General features: G+C 72.3%; 15 protein-coding genes and 1 pseudogene. 8 read left to right on the top strand and 8 right to left on the bottom strand.

The window, feature by feature from the left end; genetic code table 11:
• Positions 1 to 183: 183 nt before the first annotated feature.
• Positions 184 to 354 (top strand): hypothetical protein, encoded by a 171-nt coding sequence (locus HAV40_RS05765; RefSeq protein ID WP_166379669.1) that lies wholly within the window; start codon positions 184 to 186, stop codon positions 352 to 354.
• Positions 355 to 459: 105 nt separating this feature from the next.
• Here the strand turns inward: HAV40_RS05765 and HAV40_RS05760 are convergent, their stop codons facing one another.
• Both HAV40_RS05760 and HAV40_RS05755 read right to left on the bottom strand, forming a co-directional pair.
• Positions 460 to 1,746, bottom strand: coding sequence for a S1 family peptidase (locus HAV40_RS05760; RefSeq protein ID WP_166379667.1), 1,287 nt, complete (start codon positions 1,744 to 1,746; stop codon positions 460 to 462).
• 133 nt (positions 1,747 to 1,879) lie between these two features.
• Positions 1,880 to 2,632, bottom strand: a complete 753-nt coding sequence (locus HAV40_RS05755) for a class I SAM-dependent DNA methyltransferase (protein WP_166379665.1) — start codon at positions 2,630 to 2,632, stop codon at positions 1,880 to 1,882.
• A gap of 106 nt (positions 2,633 to 2,738) precedes the next feature.
• On the opposite strand from HAV40_RS05755, the gene HAV40_RS05750 reads away from it, so the two are divergent.
• Positions 2,739 to 3,401, top strand: coding sequence for a hypothetical protein (locus HAV40_RS05750; protein WP_166379663.1), 663 nt, complete (start codon positions 2,739 to 2,741; stop codon positions 3,399 to 3,401).
• On the opposite strand, the gene HAV40_RS05745 is transcribed toward HAV40_RS05750, so the two are convergent.
• Positions 3,402 to 3,899: a DUF4440 domain-containing protein gene (locus tag HAV40_RS05745; RefSeq protein WP_203671441.1), complete on the bottom strand. Its 498-nt coding sequence runs from the start codon at positions 3,897 to 3,899 to the stop codon at positions 3,402 to 3,404.
• Between the two features lie 134 nt (positions 3,900 to 4,033).
• On the opposite strand from HAV40_RS05745, the pseudogene HAV40_RS05740 reads away from it, so the two are divergent.
• A pseudogene (locus tag HAV40_RS05740) lies at positions 4,034 to 5,362 on the top strand (aldehyde dehydrogenase family protein); the annotation flags it as partial.
• 10 nt (positions 5,363 to 5,372) lie between these two features.
• On the opposite strand, the gene HAV40_RS05735 reads toward HAV40_RS05740, so the two are convergent.
• Positions 5,373 to 5,894 (bottom strand): GNAT family N-acetyltransferase, encoded by a 522-nt coding sequence (locus HAV40_RS05735; protein ID WP_166379659.1) that lies wholly within the window; start codon positions 5,892 to 5,894, stop codon positions 5,373 to 5,375.
• Positions 5,895 to 6,223: 329 nt separating this feature from the next.
• Entirely contained in the window at positions 6,224 to 8,701 is a 2,478-nt protein-coding gene (locus HAV40_RS05730; RefSeq protein WP_203671439.1) for a DUF7617 domain-containing protein, read from the bottom strand.
• Between the two features lie 221 nt (positions 8,702 to 8,922).
• Between HAV40_RS05730 and HAV40_RS05725 the strand changes: the two genes are divergently transcribed.
• Positions 8,923 to 9,630 carry a sulfotransferase-like domain-containing protein gene (locus tag HAV40_RS05725; RefSeq protein WP_166379656.1) on the top strand — a complete coding sequence of 236 codons (708 nt, stop codon included), beginning with the start codon at positions 8,923 to 8,925 and terminating at the stop codon, positions 9,628 to 9,630.
• 10 nt (positions 9,631 to 9,640) lie between these two features.
• On the opposite strand, the gene HAV40_RS05720 is transcribed toward HAV40_RS05725, so the two are convergent.
• Entirely contained in the window at positions 9,641 to 10,540 is a 900-nt protein-coding gene (locus tag HAV40_RS05720) for an aminotransferase class IV (protein WP_166379654.1), read from the bottom strand.
• Positions 10,541 to 10,574: 34 nt separating this feature from the next.
• Positions 10,575 to 11,093, bottom strand: a complete 519-nt coding sequence (locus tag HAV40_RS05715; protein ID WP_166379652.1) for a hemerythrin domain-containing protein — start codon at positions 11,091 to 11,093, stop codon at positions 10,575 to 10,577.
• A 230-nt stretch (positions 11,094 to 11,323) separates the two neighbouring features.
• Here HAV40_RS05715 and HAV40_RS05710 point away from each other — a divergent pair, with 230 nt between their 5' ends.
• Entirely contained in the window at positions 11,324 to 11,995 is a 672-nt protein-coding gene (locus tag HAV40_RS05710; protein WP_166379650.1) for an acetoacetate decarboxylase family protein, read from the top strand.
• 50 nt (positions 11,996 to 12,045) lie between these two features.
• On the opposite strand, the gene HAV40_RS05705 is transcribed toward HAV40_RS05710, so the two are convergent.
• A complete protein-coding gene (locus HAV40_RS05705) occupies positions 12,046 to 13,839 on the bottom strand; it encodes an SIR2 family protein (protein ID WP_166379648.1) in 1,794 nt (597 codons plus the stop codon).
• 224 nt (positions 13,840 to 14,063) lie between these two features.
• Here HAV40_RS05705 and HAV40_RS05700 point away from each other — a divergent pair, with 224 nt between their 5' ends.
• The 3 genes from HAV40_RS05700 (at position 14,064) to HAV40_RS05690 (ending at position 16,615) form a co-directional block, all read left to right on the top strand.
• The gene (locus tag HAV40_RS05700; RefSeq protein WP_166379646.1) at positions 14,064 to 15,017 is read left to right on the top strand and encodes a cation diffusion facilitator family transporter; all 954 of its coding nucleotides are present in this window, start codon (positions 14,064 to 14,066) and stop codon (positions 15,015 to 15,017) included.
• A 54-nt stretch (positions 15,018 to 15,071) separates the two neighbouring features.
• On the top strand, positions 15,072 to 15,410 hold the full coding sequence (locus HAV40_RS05695; protein WP_409364974.1) for an ArsR/SmtB family transcription factor: 339 nt from the start codon (positions 15,072 to 15,074) through the stop codon (positions 15,408 to 15,410).
• A gap of 209 nt (positions 15,411 to 15,619) precedes the next feature.
• Positions 15,620 to 16,615, top strand: a complete 996-nt coding sequence (locus HAV40_RS05690; protein ID WP_166379642.1) for an Acg family FMN-binding oxidoreductase — start codon at positions 15,620 to 15,622, stop codon at positions 16,613 to 16,615.

Below are 16,615 nucleotides of genomic sequence, written 5' to 3'. Positions count from 1 at the left end.
GGCACGAGGGGAGGACGACCGGCTGAACTGACGGTTACCCACGGCGACGGTCGGCAAACGGCGACCCGCTGTCCGATGCTTTCCGTTACCGGCTGTTATCTGTCGCACATGACGGGTACCGTCGTCGACAGGTGCCCCGGATTTCGGGCCCTGCCCCCAGCTGTTGATCCACTTGGAGCCTGCGTGTCCGCTGCATCCGTGAACCGTCCCGACCGGCCCAACCCGCCGGCCACGCTGGTCTTCAGCGCACCGGAGGAGCCCCGGACCGACACCCGCGACGCCGCCGAGCCCCGCCCGATCGCGCTGGACCCGTTCGCCGTGCCGGCCGCCGGCAGCGCCCACGCCGGAGCCTGATCCACCCCGCACGGGACAGTCCGACCTGACTGGCACCCATGCGTATCCCCACGTCATCGCACAGGTGCCAGGCAAGTTCGCGGATCTTGCGGGCGGAGCGCCCGGTCAGTGCAGGATGTTGACGTTGAGCTCGCGTTCGGCGGTGCGGATGCCCTGGTAGACGGTGTCGCAGTCGTCCTCGACGCCGCCGACGAGGATGCCGTACGCGACGTGGCTGGCGAACATCGGTGCGCCGCTGTCGCCGGGCTTGCTGCAGTTGGTCGTGCGGCCCAGGTTGCGCATGGTCAGCCCGCCCAGGTTGGCGGTGAGGCCGAGCTCGATCACGATGCCGCAGTTGGTGACCCGGGTCGCCATGCCGGTGGTGCAGACGCGCATGCCGAACAGGCTCATCTTGTCCTCGGCGATGTGGTAGGTCGTGTTCTGGTTGGTCTGCGGGCTGTAGGTGACCATCACCCACGGCCGCGGATCCCAGCCGGTCGCCACCGACGTGTCGCTGATCCGGATGAGCGCCATGTCCCCGATGTACGTATCGAAGATCCAGTGGTGCACCGGCCCGATGGCCTTCGGGGTGAGCGCCGCGTTCTTGCTGCTCCACGTGCCCAGGTTGCCCATGGCGCAATGACCTGCGGTGACGATGTACTTCTTGCTGTCGACCTTGCTCTGCGCCACGAATCCGGACGTGCACGACACGTCCGGATGATTGATCTTCACGCCGCCCCGCAGCGGCGCGTCGCAGTACGGCGCGTCGCAGCCGAGGAAGGTCCGGTAGCCGCCGGACGTCGCCGCAGGCACCACGCCGTCGCCGAGCCGCGTCTGCGCCGCCTTCACCAGATCCTTCTGGGCGGTCGTCAGCTCGCCCTTGCCCGGCACCCCGAGCTGCACCGCGTTCAGGTCGGGACGCAGGCCGGCGCTGAGGAACACCGTCGCACCCCGGTTGACGCGGATGACCTCCTCAGCGAGCCAGTCGTTGTCGGCGGCGAGCCGGGCCGCCGACCGCTTCACTCCGACCAGGTCATAGCGGGTCAGGCCCACCGCCTGCGCGGCAGCCTTGACGATGCTCTGCGCGGGGCCGTCGACCTGCCCGGTGACGCCGACCTTGACCCGGTCGCCGTCGCGCACGTCGATCCACACCGAGCCGAAGCGCGCGCCGAGGTCGGTCTGCAGCCGCTCGTCGAGGTCGGGGGCGACCAGCTGCCAGGACATCCGCTCGCGGGCCTCGGCCTCGGAGATGCCGCGCTCCTTGGCGAACCCGGCTGCCTCCTCGGCGAACCAGTCGACGCCGGCCGGGCCCGCGGCCGCCGCGGGCCGCGCGGCGGCGGACGCGGGCGGCAGCAGCGCCACCGCCAGGCCGAGCGCGCACGCGCTGAACGCGGCCTTCTTCCATCGCACCATTCGTGAACTCCTTGGACAGGGGAGGGATCGAGCCCTCACCCTGTCCGGGCGGCGGAGGCTGTGCCAGGGCGCGTCGTGCTTGCGACTGTCGGGCACGGAACAGCGCCCGCCGCGGCGAGCGCCCGCAGCACCGTCAGCTGTCGGTGGCTTCCATCGGCTTGCGCCAGACCGAGACGTGGCTCTCGCTGTCGGAGGTGAACGCCGCCCCGTGCCAGTCCGCCACCCGCTGCTCGAACTCGAGCCCGGCCAGGCGTGCCATCAGATCGCACTCGGCGGGCCAGATGTAGCGGAAGTTGCTGAAGCCGTAGCGGGCGCTGCCGTCGCCCAGCCGCCGGTAGTGGTGTGAGGTGCCCTGCTGGGTGACCATGTCGAAGGTGTCGAAGCCGACGTGCTGGTCGGTCACCGCGAACGGCACGCCCGCCTGACCCGGCGGGAAGCGCCGGATGCCGGGCACCCACAACTCGATGACGAAGCGGCCGCCCGGCGCGAGGTGCCGCGCGGCGTTCTGGAAGCACCGCACCTGCTCGTCCTGGGTACGCAGGTTGCCGATGCTGTTCCACACCACGTACACCAGCGAGAACGCGCCGGGCACGGTGGTGGAGGCCATGTCGCCGACGGCGACCGGCACCTCGTCCGCGGACACCTTGCGCCGTAGCCGGTCGACCATCGGCTGCGACAGCTCGATCCCGCTGACGCGCACGCCCCGGGCCGTGAGCGGGACGGCCACCCGGCCCGTGCCGATCGCGAACTCCAGCGCCGGGCCGTCACCGGCGAGCCGGGCCAGGAAGTCCACGGCCGGATCGAGCACGTCCGGTGCGAACATCTCGGCCGAGACGTCGTCGTACCGCGCCGCGGTGTCCTCGTCCCACAGGTCACTACTCGTCATGGACCCGAGCCTGCCCGCCCTGCCACCCGGCCGCCATCGGTTTACGGGCACGACCGGCCCGCCGCGCCGCCCCCGGTTCCGGCGTCGATCGTGAGAACATCTCGGAATGTCTGCCGACGGCGCCGTCCGCCCGACCCTCGACGAGGTGCGAGGGTTCCACCTCGACCGGCTCAACGATGCCCTGCGCAGGTCCGGCATGTACGGCGGGGAGGTCGCCCTGCGCCTGTGCACGGACACGATGGCGTTCATCGACGGCGTCACCGACAGCTGGCAGCGGGAACAGGAAGACCTCAGATCCCGCGACGCCGCCAACTCCCTGGGCGTACGCGGTGCGTTCGCGCAGCTCGTCGACGGCTATCTGGACGACGGCGCGGCCGCCTCGGTGTACGCCGAGTTCGCCTGGCGGCACGGCTGGCTCACCGTGGACCGGACGCTGCCCGACGCCGACCACCGCCGCCTGCGCGAGGGCGCGGCCGCGTGGACCGCCCGGGACCGCAGTCTCGACGAGGTCGTCGCGGAGTTCGGGCCGCCGTCGGTGCTGTTCGGCGGCTCGAACCGGCGCTACCCGAAGACGCTGGCCTACGCGGCCGCCGACCGGTCCGAAGACCTCGTCAGCCTCCACTTCACCAGCACCTACGACTGGGACGCCACGACCGGCCAGCCCGAGCCGGACCTGGTGCTGATCGCGGTGCGGCACGGCCGGGGCCCGTTCGAGACGACGTTCGCCTTCACCCCGGCCGGGGCCCGGCACCGGTTCACCGGTGAGTAGTCACCGGCCGGTCGCGTCGTCGGCGACGACCAGGCCCTCGCGCTCGTCGTCCCAGGCCGCGGCGCTGATCCGCCAGCCGTCGCCGGTGCGGGCGAACTGCAGCGTCTTCATGCCCCGCCCGGTGAAGGCGACCCCGTCGAGCTCACCGGCCTTCGCGTAGGCGCAGAAGTGCTGGGCGATGTCGCCGAACACGTCGGTCCGTCCCGGCAGGGCCCATTCGCTGAACCCGGTCAGGGTGCCGCCGGTCAGCAGGGCCTGCCGGGGCGTGATGAAGCCGTCGACGTCGTACACCGTCGGCTCGCCGCCGCAGGTCTTCACGATGACCGCACCGGGCAGGAACAGGGCACGGAGCGCGTCGAGGCGCGCGGCACCGTCCGGTCCGGAGGTGAACGCGGCGAAGAACGTGCCCACGATGCCCTCGATCGCCGCCCGGTCCGCTTCCTCCTGGCCGGTCGTCGGCCGGGTGTCCTGCGGGCTCTGCGGCTGGGTCGCGTCCAAGGGTGCACCGTCCCGGCGAATCGTTGCGCGTCGTCGGCGGCCGAGGGGCCGGTCGCCGATTTGTCGTCGCATCACTTGCGGACAAGAGTAACCAGTAACCAGGGCGGTCCGGCCGCCGGACGAGGCAGGGAGCGCGCATGAACGTGTCCACCGCGGTGTCGCGAGCGGCAGCGGCCACGCCGCACCTGGCCGCACAGACCGGCGACCAGCGCCGCACGATGCTGTACGCGTGCGCCGACGCGCTCGCCGCGGCCGGTGCCGAGATCGTCGCGACGGCGCTGGCGGAGACCGGGCTGACCGAGGCGAGGCTGCGCGGTGAGCTGGACCGCACCACGGGCCAGTTCCGCCTGCTCGGCGACCACGCGGCCAAGCCGTGGCGGCGGGTGTCGGCCGGGGTCGCCGCGGGCGGCGGCGACGTGGTGACGGTGCCGGTGCCGGTCGGGCCGGTCGCGGTGTTCGCCGCGTCGAACTTCCCGCTCGCGTTCGGGGTGAGCGGCGGCGACACCGCCTCGGCGCTGGCCGCGGGCTGCCCGGTGGTGGTCAAGGCCCACCCGGCGCAGCCGCGCACCGCCGAACTGCTCGGGCGGATCCTCGCCCAGGCCCTGCCCGACGGAGCGTTCTCACTGGTCGCAGGCGGTCCCGAGGTCTCTCTGGAGCTGGTGCGGGCACCGGGGATCCGGGCGGTCGGCTTCACCGGGTCGCTGACCGGCGGCCGGGCGCTGATGGACGCGGCCGCGGCCAGGCCCGACCCGATTCCGGTGTACGCCGAGATGGGTTCGCTCAACCCGGTGCTGGTCCTGCCCGGCGCGGCCGTCCCGGCGACCGTGTCGGCGCTGGCCGCGGCGGTCACCGGCTCCGCGGGACAGCTGTGCACCAAGCCGGGCCTGGTGGTGACGGACGCGGCCGCGTTCGCCGACGAGCTGGCGGCAGCCGTCGCGGCGCTGCCGGTGCACCGGATGCTCACCGACGGCATGACCCGGGCGCACGAGAGGTGGCAGGCGCACGCGTCGGCGGCGTACCGGGTCGTCGCGGGTGCGGGCACGCCCGCGCCGTTCGCGGTGGTCGTCAGCGTCGGCGAACTGACCGGTGAGCTGCTGGAGGAGCACTTCGGGCCGTCGGTGGTGATCGCCGTCGGAGCCGCCGAGGACGTGCCGTCGCGTTTGGAGGGATCATTGACCGCGTCGGTGTTCGCCGCCGAGGGCGACCGCGAGCGGGCCCGGGTGCTGCTGCCGGGCCTGCTGGCGCGGGCCGGGCGGATCGTCTGGAACGGCGTGCCCACCGGGGTCGCGGTCTGCGACGCGATGCAGCACGGCGGTCCGTGGCCGGCGACGTCGGCGGCCTGGTCGACGTCGGTCGGCACCGAGGCGATCGAGAGGTTCCGCCGACCGGTGGCGCTGCAGGGGGTGCCGGCCGACCTGCTGTACGGCCACTCCGAACTCGCCCAGTGCCCGACAGCCGGCTGACGGAGGCTTCTCACCGGTCGAGGCTGATCCAGTAGCGGCGGACCCGCACGTGTCCGGTGTCGAGGATGCCCTGGAACACGCCGCCTTGGCTCTCGATCGTGCGGGCCGAGGCGGCGTTGTCCTCCAGGCACGGGATGAGCACGCGGTCCAGGCCGAGCACGGTGCGGGCCTCGTGCAGCATCTGGCCCAGAGCCCAGCTGGCCAGGCCGCGGCGGCGGGCCGACGGGCGTACGCCGTAGCCGATCTGGCCGAGGTCGTCGTTCTGCTGGTGCCGCAGGGCGATGCCGCCGAGCACCTGGCCGTCCTCCACGATCCACCGGCACGAGCCGTGCCGCTCCGCCGGGCACGGTGCCCCGGCCCCGTGGTCGAGCGCGTTGCGCCGGTGCACCCAGTCGGCGAAGCCCTCGGGAGAGTCCAGGTCGTCGTCGGCGCTGATGCCGAAGCCGTCCTCGTGCAGGCCGGGCCCCCAGTCGTCACGACACTCCTGGAAGGCGGCATGGAGGCTGGTGGTTGGTGCTATCAGAATCGGCATGCGGGCCACCGTAGCCACGGCACGGCCCGTCGGCGACCCCGCTTCCTCCACCGTGGATGACGCCCACAGGCTGGCTCCGTGTCCGATGATGCGGTTCTGTTGGGGGGACTACGAGCGCGCTGCACGGTCCGGTTCTCGGTAGCACTGGGGCGGCCAGGTAGCGGCTTGCGGGACGGTGCACCCTGGTGCGTCGGCAGCCCTCATCGATCATTGCCGTGACCTGCGTCACACAGCGGTCGCGGCACCCGTCGGTGGGTGCCGCGACCGCTTGCTTCACATCGTGTCTGCGGTGCTCTCCGCCGGGGGACCACCGGCGCAGAGCTGCCGGGTCACCGGGCGCGCAGTTCCGCCGCCCGGTCGGGGGAGCCGAGGATGCACAGCAGCGAGCAGGCCGTCGCCGACGACGTGCCCGACGTGGTCGGCGGAGTGCCCTGCGGCGCCCCGGCCGCGCTGTAGTTGACGCTGGCCGTGTTGGTCAGCGGCAGCAGCAGCAGGAACGTCGAGCAGTGGATCTGCTTGCTCGCCCCTGCGGCCACGGTGAACGTTCCCGCCGCGGTGACACAGCCCGGTGCGACCGCGTCGTTGACGGTCACCCCGACCGCGTCAACCGGTCCGGTGTTGGTCACCGTGATCCGCCAGTACGCCGTGCCCAGGATGCCGAGCAGCCCGGCCGGGCTGGTCTTGCCCCAGGGCCCGGCGCCGCCCGGCCCGCACCGCGAGGCACGGGAGTCCTTGCAGATCTCCTTGTTGACCGCGATGTTCGGCTGGCAGGCCTGTCCCGGGTTGATGGGCTGCTGGACGGTGTTGGAGGTGAGCGCGCCCCCGGCGTCGGTGCCGCTGGCGGTGTTGGACACCGAGTACACGCCGCAGTCGCTGCTCAGCTTGGTCTGGAAGCAGATCTGCGGCGGGTCGCCGACGAAGCCCGCGACCAGGTGCGGCTCGTTGCCGCCGCCGAAGTCGTCGACGTTGAGCAGCCGCAGGCTGGCGTCGATGACCAGCGCCGGATACGTGCTCGGCGAGATGCCGGACAGGTCGACGCTGCCGTCGGCTGCGAACGGCAGGGTCGCGATGACGGTGTTGTCGGGCTTGCTGACGGTCGCGGCGGAGTTGGCCAGGTCGATGTTGGCGATGTCGATGTCGACCAGGCGCGCGTCCTGGTATCCGGTGATGTGCCCGGACGCGCCGTCACAGTAGAAGTCGGGCGTGGTCAGGCTCAGCGACGCCCCCGCGCGGAAGCAGGGCGACGCGCCGGTGACCGGGTCCATGGAGAACAGCAGGCCCGCGTCGCCGAGTCCGAGCAGGCACTCGCCGGCCTCGTCGTAGTCGTAGCCGTAGTCGCGGGTGTTGCCGTTGCCGCCGACACCGGGGTGGGTCTTCGGGAACGCCATCCCGGCGCAGGCCGCGTCGGTGTTCCAGTCCCAGCAGCCGGTCGCGCCGAGGATCGGCCCGCCCCAGAACGGGAAGTAGCTGCGCAGGTGCCCGTCCGGGCCGGTGATGACCTTCGGGTTGAAGGTCAGCGCGCCGCTGGGCATCGCCGGGAACGCGGGCGGGGTCAGGGATGCGCCCGCGATCGTGTAGCAGTTGAGCTGGTAGGGGCTCGGCGTGGGCACGCACGCGCCCTCCTCGGCACCGGTGGTGGTGTACGAGGTGAAGACGCCGTAGGTGATCACACCGGCCGGACCGGCCGCCTTCGGGGTGGCCCAGCCGGCGCAGGTGGTCGTGGTGGCCGGGTCGAAGCAGGACAGCTTCGCGCCGCTGCTGGGCGAGGAGGAGATGAACATCTTCCCGCCGGCCAGCGTGGTGGAGCCGTAGAAGTACAGGCCGGGGTTGACCGACGTGTCGCTGTGCGGTGCGGCGATCCCGGCGTACGGCTGGCCCGCGCACGGGGTCCGGCTGCTCATGGTCAGGCAGAGCACGGATCCGTTGGTGGACACGGCGTACAGGTTGCCGTTCAGCTCGGTCAGCCCCGCGAGGCTGTTGCTGGCCGACGGGGAGCCGCCGGTCGGCGTGAGCGGGAAGAAGCCGCAGTTGGCACGGTTGTCCAGGTCGAGGCAGGCGACGCCGAGGTCGGCGGTGGTGCTCGCCGGGTAGTAGACGATGCCCGGCCGGGCGGGGTCGAACACGAACTGCCCGGCCATGGGGCTGGCCAGGTTGCCGGTGCTGCCCGAGCCGAGCGGCCCGGCGGTGGTGTTCAGCGGCTTCGGCCACGGCCCTCCGGAGCAGGGCTGGCTGGTCAGCAGGTTGATGCAGACCACCTTGGGGTTCGCCGGGACGAGGTGGTGGTAGATGTTCCACGACTCGATCGCGCCGTTGGCCGCCCGGTAGAGCAGCGGAGTGAACCCGTCGCCGCCGGTCGCGGTGGTGGTCGGCTGCACCGGGGGCAGCAGCAGCCGGGTCAGGCTGGTGCCGCCGGGCTGCAGGTCGGGGTTGGTGCCGCGGACGGCGACCACGCCGGAGCCCGGTTCGGTGGTGGAGAACGTCGTGCCGTCGGTGGACCACGACTTCACCCAGTCCGGCGGCACCTTCAGCGAGCCGGGGACCAGGGCCTGGCCGGAGCCGATCGGGTCGGTGACGGTCACCGAGCCGCCCGCGCCGGGGTCGTCGTAGGACATGACCCACTTGAGGACGTCGCCGTGGTCGGCGGGGTTCGAGCCGGGGTCGGTGTTGTTCTGCACCGATTTGGTCAATGTGCCCGGTGCGAGCGCGGGGGGATCGGCTGCCGCCATGACCGCCGGCGGCGCGAACGTCAGGGCCAGGGCGGTGGCTAGGAGCAGGATGGGCCGGGTACCGACTTGTGATCGTCGCACGGGGACGCCTCTCTCGACGGGAGCCGTGGCGTATGGACGGACGGTGGCCCGTCACGGTGCGCCAGGTTATGGAGGCCGACCGTAACCCGCTTAAATGTGTGGATTGATGAATGACGTCGTGAATGGGCACGCTCTTCACCGGTTAGGGTGTCGTGTCCGGCGTGGCGCGGTCCACCCGCTGGTGATCATTGCCGGGTACGCTGCGTCACGAGGAGGCGGCGATGGTGACTCGGGTGGCGATGTGGTCGGGGCCCCGCAACGTGTCGACGGCGCTCATGCGCAGTTTCGGCGCGCGGGCGGACACACTGGTCGTGGACGAGCCCCTGTACGCGCACTACCTCGACGTCACCGGCCTGGACCACCCGGGCCGCGCCGAGATCCTGGACAGCCAGCCACGGCGCTGGCAGGACGTGGCCGCCGCGCTGACCGGGCCGCTGCCGGACGGCGTCGACGTGCACTACCAGAAGCACATGACCCACCACCTGCTGCCCGACATCGGCCGGGACTGGCTGGGCGAACTCGCCAACGCGTATCTCATCCGCGACCCGGCGCACGTCGTCGCGTCGTACGCGAAGGTGCGCGGCGAGCCGACCCTGGCCGACCTGGGCTTCACCCAGCAGGCCGAGATCTTCGCGGCGTACGGCGGACCCGTGGTCGACACCGCGGACCTGCTCCGGGACCCGGCCGGGGTGCTGGCGAAACTGTGCGCGGCACTGGGCATCGGCGGGGACCCGGCGATGCTGGCCTGGCCGCCCGGCCCGCGCGACACCGACGGCGTATGGGCCCCGCACTGGTACGCCAATGTGGAGGCCTCGACCGGCTTCGCCGCCTACGACCCGTCCCCGGCCGTGGTCCCCGACCGGCTGCGCCACCTCGTCGAGGCCGCCCAGCCGTACTACGACGAACTGCACGCCCACCGGCTGAGGTGAGCCGCGAGGCTCAGGCCACCACCGTGCCCGAACCACGGGCGTGCGCGAGGTAGATGTCCGCGATGCGCCTGGTGACCGGGCCGATCGTGCCGTCGCCGATGGTGCGCCCGTCGATCTGGACCACGCCCGCGATCTCGCCCATGGTGCCGGTGCAGAACACCTCGTCGGCCGAGTGCATCTCGGCCAGCGAGATGTCGCGCACCTCGATCGCGATGCCCGCGTCGGCGGCCAGGGCCAGCACCGTCTCGCGGGTGACGCCCTCCGGGCAGGCGACCGTGCGGGGGGTGGCCAGCTGGCCGCGTACGACCGCGAACAGGTGGGTGGCGTTGGTCTCGGCGACGAAGCCGCGCCCGTCGAGCATCAGCGCGTCGTCGGCTCCGGACAGGGTGGCCTCCATCTTCGCCAGGATGGAGTTGATCAGGTTGTTGTGGTGGATCTTCGGGTCGAGCACGTCCGCGCCGGGCCGCCGTACGCTGGAGGTGGCCAGCTTCAGGCCGCCGGTGTCGTACACCGGGGCCTTGTGCTCGGCGAGCACGATCAGCGTGCAGCCGGACTGGTTGAGCCGCGGGTCCATGCCGCTGGTGACCTTCACGCCCCGGGTCAGGGTGAGCCGGATGTGTACGCCGTCGGTCATCTCGTTGGCCCGCAGGGTCGCGGTCAGCGCGGCGGTGATCTCCTCATCGGAGGGCACGGCGGCGAACCCGAGCGCGGCCGCCGAGCGGCGCAGCCGCGCCAGGTGCGCGTCCAGGGCGAAGGCCCGGCCCTGGTACAGCCGCAGGCCTTCCCACACCGCGTCGCCGCCCTGCACGACGGAGTCGAACGGGGAGATCCCCGGCTCGTCGCGGTGGCGCAGCACGCCGTTGACCCAGTACTTCAGGTCGGCGTTGCGCTGGTCGTAGCGCTGAAGCATGGAGATCCCCTCACGGTGCGGACATCCTAGGAGATCATGTGCGGTCCTCGGGCCGCCGCCCGGGTCGGTCGCTCAGCCCGGACCGGAACACGGTGCCGGACCAGCCGCTGTCGGCCGTGTCCCGGTCCAGTGCCGCGCTGAGCACGCGCTCCTCGAAGTTGAAGTGCGAGTCCATGATCGCGGTCAGGCCGTCGAGTTCGCGGCCGATCGCGTCCAGGTCCGCGCCCGGAGACTGGGCGGCCCGCGTGGCGAGGCTGTCGACGCGGGCCAGGATGGAGGTGATCCAGCCGTGGTCCTCGACGAGTTTGGCCACGGTCGGGGCGAGGTCGGGCCGGGCGCGCAGCACGTCGGCGAACATGCCCTCGTCCTCGCCGCGGTGGTGCTCGGTCAGCGCCGAGCAGAAGGCCAGGCAGTGGTGGGCGAGCACGTCATCGGGCAGGCTGCGATCGCCGATGTTCGCGCGGATCTCGCGCACCCGGTGGCGTAGTTCCTGGTGTGCCCGCTGGAGTTGCAGGCTGAAAGCGACCGTGCGGTCGCCGTGCGGGGAGGCCAAGACAGGCGGACCCTTCGATGCCACACCTCCATGCCTGGCGCAGTCCGCCACCGGCACGCGATGCTGCGGCCATCCGATCACGTCCCCGGGCGGCCCGGCAAGTGGCCGCGCTGTGACGAACGACAACACCCCGCTATCGAGAACAAGACAAAGGTCGATATTCGATTGTCGGTCTGCGGCGGCTGCTCGTAGCGTCCTGGCTACCCACAGCAACGTCCAGGAGAGTTTCGATGTCCCAGCTCCAAGCCCCTCAGCTCGTCGTCAACAGCCGGATGCTGTACTTCGGCTGGGTGCCCGCCGACCCCGACGCGGTCGCGGCGCTCGTCCCGGCGGGCCTGAAGCCGATGGCCAACCGCCAGGTCTTCATGAACCAGTACGTCGTCGACACCCCGGAACAGACCTCCGGCTTCGGCGCGTACTCGCTGACCTACATCGGCCCCGACCTGGAGGACGCCTACGCGCCCGACGGCGTCACGCCCGGCCGCTGGTGGACCCACTACTTCAACTCCAGCGCCGTGGTGCGCGACTACGCGTCCGAGCGGGGCGTGCCGGCCAGTGTGGGCGCCACGACCATCGAGGTCCACGGCCGCAAGCTGACCGCGACCACGACGTCAGACGGCGTGCCGGTCATCCGGACCACCGTGCGGGTCGGTCACCAGCTCGGCGAGACCGCCCGTGGCCAGCTGCGTTACCTCACCGAGGTCGGCGGCAGGTTCGTCGCGGGCAACTACCCGTTCATCTCCGAGCCGGTCGCCGACTTCACGGTCGAGAAGCTGGAGTTCCTGGACAAGAGCCATTCCGTGTACGCGCTGCGCCCGGCCGACCCACTGGAGATCACCTGGGGCTTCTACGCGCCGCGTGCCTCCTTCGCCTACCCGGGCGGCGAGTCCATCCTGGACTGATGCTCCGGCGGGGCGCTTCCCCTCACGGAAGCGCCCCGGCGAGAACCGGATCAGCCGTTGCCCGCGCGTAGCTGCTCGGCGAGGATCGCGAGCCTGCGGGCGTACGCGTCACCGTCGCGGCGGCCCAGCGGCGTGCGCTCCCAGATGTCGCGGTCGGCGTTCTCCCGGAAGTCGGCCTCCCAGTACAGGGTCCCGTCGGCGGCCCACTGCGAGTCGACGCAGAACCCGCCCGGCGCGGGCCCGAGCCCGTCGCCGACCCTGAACAGCGACTGCGCCAGCGCGGTGCGGTACTCGGTGCGGTGGTATAGCTGCAGGAACGAGTCCTCGTCACCGACCAGCGGCAGCAGCACGGGCAGGGTCTCCTCACGCAGCAGGCGGCTCTGCGGATACTGCCAGAGCGTGCCGTGCCAGCGGGGGAACGCGTTGACGGTGTCGAAGTCGAGCACCCGGCAGTCGTGCAGCGCGTCCATCGCGGCCACCGGCCGGTGCCCGTTACCCGCCCGGATCCGCCAGGTCGGGCGGCGCAGCAGCCGCAGCAGCACGTCGTCGTGGTAGGACGCGACGGCCGCCAGGCTCGCCGTCTTGAGGGCCAGCAGCGCGGGGTAGTGCTGCAGGGCGGTCCAGCGCGGGTCCGGGTCGCCCTCGGGGCGGCTGCGGGCCCGCATGAGCTGCTCGACGACGCGCACCCACAGGGCGGTGTGCTGGCGGTCGCGGTCGAGGTAGACCCCGTGCGCGAGCAGGCGCATCAGGGTGTCGCAGCGGGCGCGCACATCGTCGTGTACGCGCTGCCAGGTGGCCGGGTCCTGGGCCGGGGGAGCGGGCGGCATGGCGCGCAGGTAGTCGCGCAGCCGCCGGATCTCGGTGTCGAACAGGTCGGCGACCTCGATGTGCCGGACCGGGTCGGGCAGCAGGCGCTTGAGCCGGGCCACCGCCATGGCCTTGGTCAGCGGAGGGTCGGCGAGGTCGTCGAGGGCTTCGAGCCGGTTGACCAGGTCGGGGAAGAACTGCTCGGCGGCCGCTCCGGTGATGACGTGGGCGCGGTGCTGGGCGACCAGGCGCTTGGCGATCTGGCCGAGTTCGCCGCGCGAGGCCCAGAACAGCGGGTAGCGCCGGGACCGGGTGCCTTCGAGGGCGGCGACCAGGCCGTGGTCCCAGTCGCCGGACCAGCCGTTGACGATCAGGCCGTACTCGTCGAGCACGCGTTCGAGCAGCCGCTGCCACGGGGCCGGGTAGGCGCGCAGCTCCTCGACGGTGTTGAGCTGGTCGGTGCGGGCGTAGTCGCCGTGCAGCTTGATGACGGTGCAGCGGGCATGGGGCAGCGGCTCCATCCCCTCGATCGCGGCCGGGCTCGCGACGACCTGCGGGAAGATGCCCTCGGCTTCGAGTGCCTGCTCGATGAGCCGGTCGAAGTTCGTGGTCACGATGACGCGCACCGCGCCGCGCGCGACCAGGGCGGCGATGGCGCGGTGGGCGGTGCCGGGGACCTTGACGCCCTGCTGGCGCTCCTCGGCGGTGGGCTCGAAGAACGAGGCGAGCAGGGCCCGGCGCGCGGCGGGGGTGCTGGCCAGCGACTCCAGTAGCGCGGAGTAGCCCAGCGGCGCACCGTCGCCGTGTTCGGTCCACCACTTCTCGATGTCGGCGTCGGTCGGCATGGCCTCACCCGCCGCCGCGGCGACCTTCGCGACCAGCGCCGTGACGACGCCCCAGCCGGTGGGCACGCCGACCGCCGTGGACGTGCCGGAGCCGAGCAGCAGGGCGTATACGCCGGGTTGGGCGTGTACGGCGGTGGCCAGGCTGATCCGGGCGTCGAAGATGGGGCGGCGGGGGGCGAGGAGGTCGTCCATGGCGGCAACCATAGACATCCGTGGCGACTCTGGGGAGGGTGCGTCCGCGGGCCGACAGCGTGTGCCCGCGCACTTGCGTACGTGGCGGCGATGACATCCGTTCCCATGTTCATGTTGCAATGAATTCATGGTTCGCTGTACCGTCGGCGTGCCGCGCGCGTCGGCAAGGATCTTCCCCTGATGGGGCGCACGATGTCAGCATTTGAGGCACGAGGTGGGCGACGATGCATGACGACCATGGGCACGACGGGCACGCCCACGACGGGCACTCGCACGGGGTGAGCCGCGACGCCGACCGGCGCTGGCTGGCCATCGCGCTGGCGGTCATCGCCGCGTTCATGGCCGTCGAGGTCGCCGTCGGCGTGCTCGCGCAGTCGCTGGCCCTGATCTCCGACGCGGCGCACATGCTCACCGACGCCGCCGCGATCGTGCTCGCCCTGGTCGCGATGCGCTTCGCCGCCCGGCCCGCCGGCGGCCGGTACACCTTCGGCCTGGCCCGTGCCGAGATCCTGTCCGCCGCGGCCAACGGCCTGAGCCTGCTGCTGCTGGCCGGATGGCTGGGCTACGAGGCGGTCGCCCGGCTCGCCGAGCCGACCGAGGTCACCGGCTGGATGGTCGTCGTCACGGGCCTGCTCGGCCTGGCCGTCAACGTGCTGGCGGCGTGGGCGATCGGCAAGGCCAACCGGTCCAGCCTCAACGTGCAGGGCGCCTACCAGCACGTGCTGATGGACATGTTCGCCTCGGTCGCGGCGACGGTCGCGGGCCTGGTGGTGCTGCTGACCGGCTGGGCGCGCGCCGACGCGGTCGCCACCCTGGTGGTGGTCGCGCTGATGATCCGCGGTGGCTGGGTCCTGCTGTGCGAGTCGGGCCGGGTGCTGCTCAACGCCGCGCCCGCCGGGGTGCGGCCCGACGCGATCGGCGTGGACATGCTCGCCGCCGACGGCGTCGTCGAGGTCCACGACCTGCACGTGTGGACGATCGACTCGGGCCAGGCGGCGCTGTCGGCGCACGTGCTCGTCGACGAGCCCGCCGACTGCCACGTGGTGCGGCGGGCGCTGGAGCGCATGCTGGCGGCGGGGCACGGGATCACCCATACGACGCTGCAGGTCGACCACCAGGTGCAGGAGAGCGCCGACGAGCACTGCGAGTTCGCGCACGGGCAGGTCCACCGCCGCTGAGGCGTACCCACGGCATTTGTTCAGTATGCGATGTACTATTCGGCCGTGGACACGATCGCCTCGCCGCCGACCTACGGTCAGGTGCTGGCCCGCTTCGGGCACGCGCTGTCCGACCCGACCCGCGCCCGGCTGCTGCTAGCGCTGCGCGAGGGCCCGGCCTACCCGGCGGACCTGGCCGACCTGCTGGAGGTCAGCCGGCAGAACATGTCCAACCACCTGGCCTGCCTGCGCGGCTGCGGCCTGGTCGTCGCCGTGCCCGAAGGCCGCCGCTCCCGCTACGAGCTGGCTGACCCGCGGCTCGCCCACGCCCTCGGCGACCTGCTCGGCGTGGTGCTGGCCGTCGACCCGGCTGCCTGCCGGGCCGCGGAGGCCGGCGATCCACTGCCGAGCTGACCCCGATCCGCCTACACTGAAACAGCCTCGCTGTACGCGTCCGGAGACCGTGCGGCGGGGCTTTCTCCTGTCACGGATAGTGCGAACCTGCTGCACGTGACGGGTCCGGGCGGGTATTCGTAGGGAGCAGGGCCGCAGCGTCCGGCCGGGAGCCCGTGTCGCCCTCGGCCCGGTGGCTGAGCCGACGAGGCACCTTCGGGAGGCAGCCGATGAACACCGCCGCAGAGCACGACCGGTCGCCCGCGGCCGCGTACGCCCGGTCGGCGGAGGCGGCCGGGCGCGCGCCCTCGATCCACAACACCCAGCCGTGGCACTGGCGGGTCCACCCCGACCGGCTCGACCTGTTCGCCGACACCACCCGGGCGCTGCCCGGCACCGACCCCGACGAGCGCATGCTCCTGGTCAGCTGCGGTGGCGCGCTGCACCACGCCCAGGTCGCGCTGCGCGCGCAGGGTCACCTGGCACAGGTGCGCCCGCTGCCCGACCCCGCGCAGCCGGATCTGCTGGCCACCCTCACCATCAGCGGCGACGAGCCGGCCACCGCGCAGGACGTACGCCTCGTGCAGGCGATCCAGCTCAGGCACACCGACCGCCGCCCGACCGTCGACCTCGCGGTCACCGCGGAGCAGGTCGACGAGCTGCGCCGGATCGCCGGAGAGTTCGGCGTGCACCTGCACAAGCTGACCCGTGACCAGGTCTCGGAACTGGCCGTGGCGGTGTCCCGCGCCGAGGAGGCCGCCGCCGCCGATCCGGCCATGCAGGCGGAGACCGCCGCCTGGACCGGACCCGGCCGCCCCGCCGACGCGGGCGTGCCGCCCGAGTTCATCCCCGACCGGCGACCCGAGACCGACGTCGGCGAGCGGGAGTTCACCGCGCGCGGGGCGCTGGCCGTCGGCGGCGGCCACGACAAGTCCTCGACGTACGCGGTGCTGTTCGGCGAGGCCGACGACCGGGCGGCGTGGCTGCGGGCCGGGCAGGCCCTGTCGGCGGTGTGGCTGCACGCGACGGCGCTGGGGCTGGCGGTGCTGCCGTACAGCCAGGTCATCGAGATCGACGGCAGCCGCGCGATGATGCGCCGCATCCTGTCGAACCTGGGCTACGCCTACGTCGTCCTGCGTCTCGGCGTAGCCGACCCCGACCACCCGCTACCCGGTCACACTCCCCGCTTCCCCTTCGACACCACGACCACCATCGACCCGTCCTGA

The organism is Catellatospora methionotrophica (assembly GCF_011297335.1).
GTDB lineage: Bacteria > Actinomycetota > Actinomycetes > Mycobacteriales > Micromonosporaceae > Catellatospora > Catellatospora methionotrophica.
Note: the sequence above shows the minus strand (reverse complement) of the source record. Positions and strands in the feature narration are given on the sequence as shown.

What these genes read in the sequence shown, in the direction of transcription:
- HAV40_RS05760 (WP_166379667.1), bottom strand. Translation starts at nt 1,746, where the DNA reads ATGGTGCGATGGAAGAAGGCCGCGTTCAGCGCGTGCGCGCTCGGCCTG.
- HAV40_RS05755 (WP_166379665.1), bottom strand. Translation starts at nt 2,632, where the DNA reads ATGACGAGTAGTGACCTGTGGGACGAGGACACCGCGGCGCGGTACGAC.
- HAV40_RS05750 (WP_166379663.1), top strand. Translation starts at nt 2,739, where the DNA reads ATGTCTGCCGACGGCGCCGTCCGCCCGACCCTCGACGAGGTGCGAGGG.
- HAV40_RS05735 (WP_166379659.1), bottom strand. Translation starts at nt 5,894, where the DNA reads ATGCCGATTCTGATAGCACCAACCACCAGCCTCCATGCCGCCTTCCAG.
- HAV40_RS05725 (WP_166379656.1), top strand. Translation starts at nt 8,923, where the DNA reads ATGGTGACTCGGGTGGCGATGTGGTCGGGGCCCCGCAACGTGTCGACG.
- HAV40_RS05720 (WP_166379654.1), bottom strand. Translation starts at nt 10,540, where the DNA reads ATGCTTCAGCGCTACGACCAGCGCAACGCCGACCTGAAGTACTGGGTC.
- HAV40_RS05710 (WP_166379650.1), top strand. Translation starts at nt 11,324, where the DNA reads ATGTCCCAGCTCCAAGCCCCTCAGCTCGTCGTCAACAGCCGGATGCTG.
- HAV40_RS05705 (WP_166379648.1), bottom strand. Translation starts at nt 13,839, where the DNA reads ATGGACGACCTCCTCGCCCCCCGCCGCCCCATCTTCGACGCCCGGATC.
- HAV40_RS05700 (WP_166379646.1), top strand. Translation starts at nt 14,064, where the DNA reads ATGCATGACGACCATGGGCACGACGGGCACGCCCACGACGGGCACTCG.
- HAV40_RS05690 (WP_166379642.1), top strand. Translation starts at nt 15,620, where the DNA reads ATGAACACCGCCGCAGAGCACGACCGGTCGCCCGCGGCCGCGTACGCC.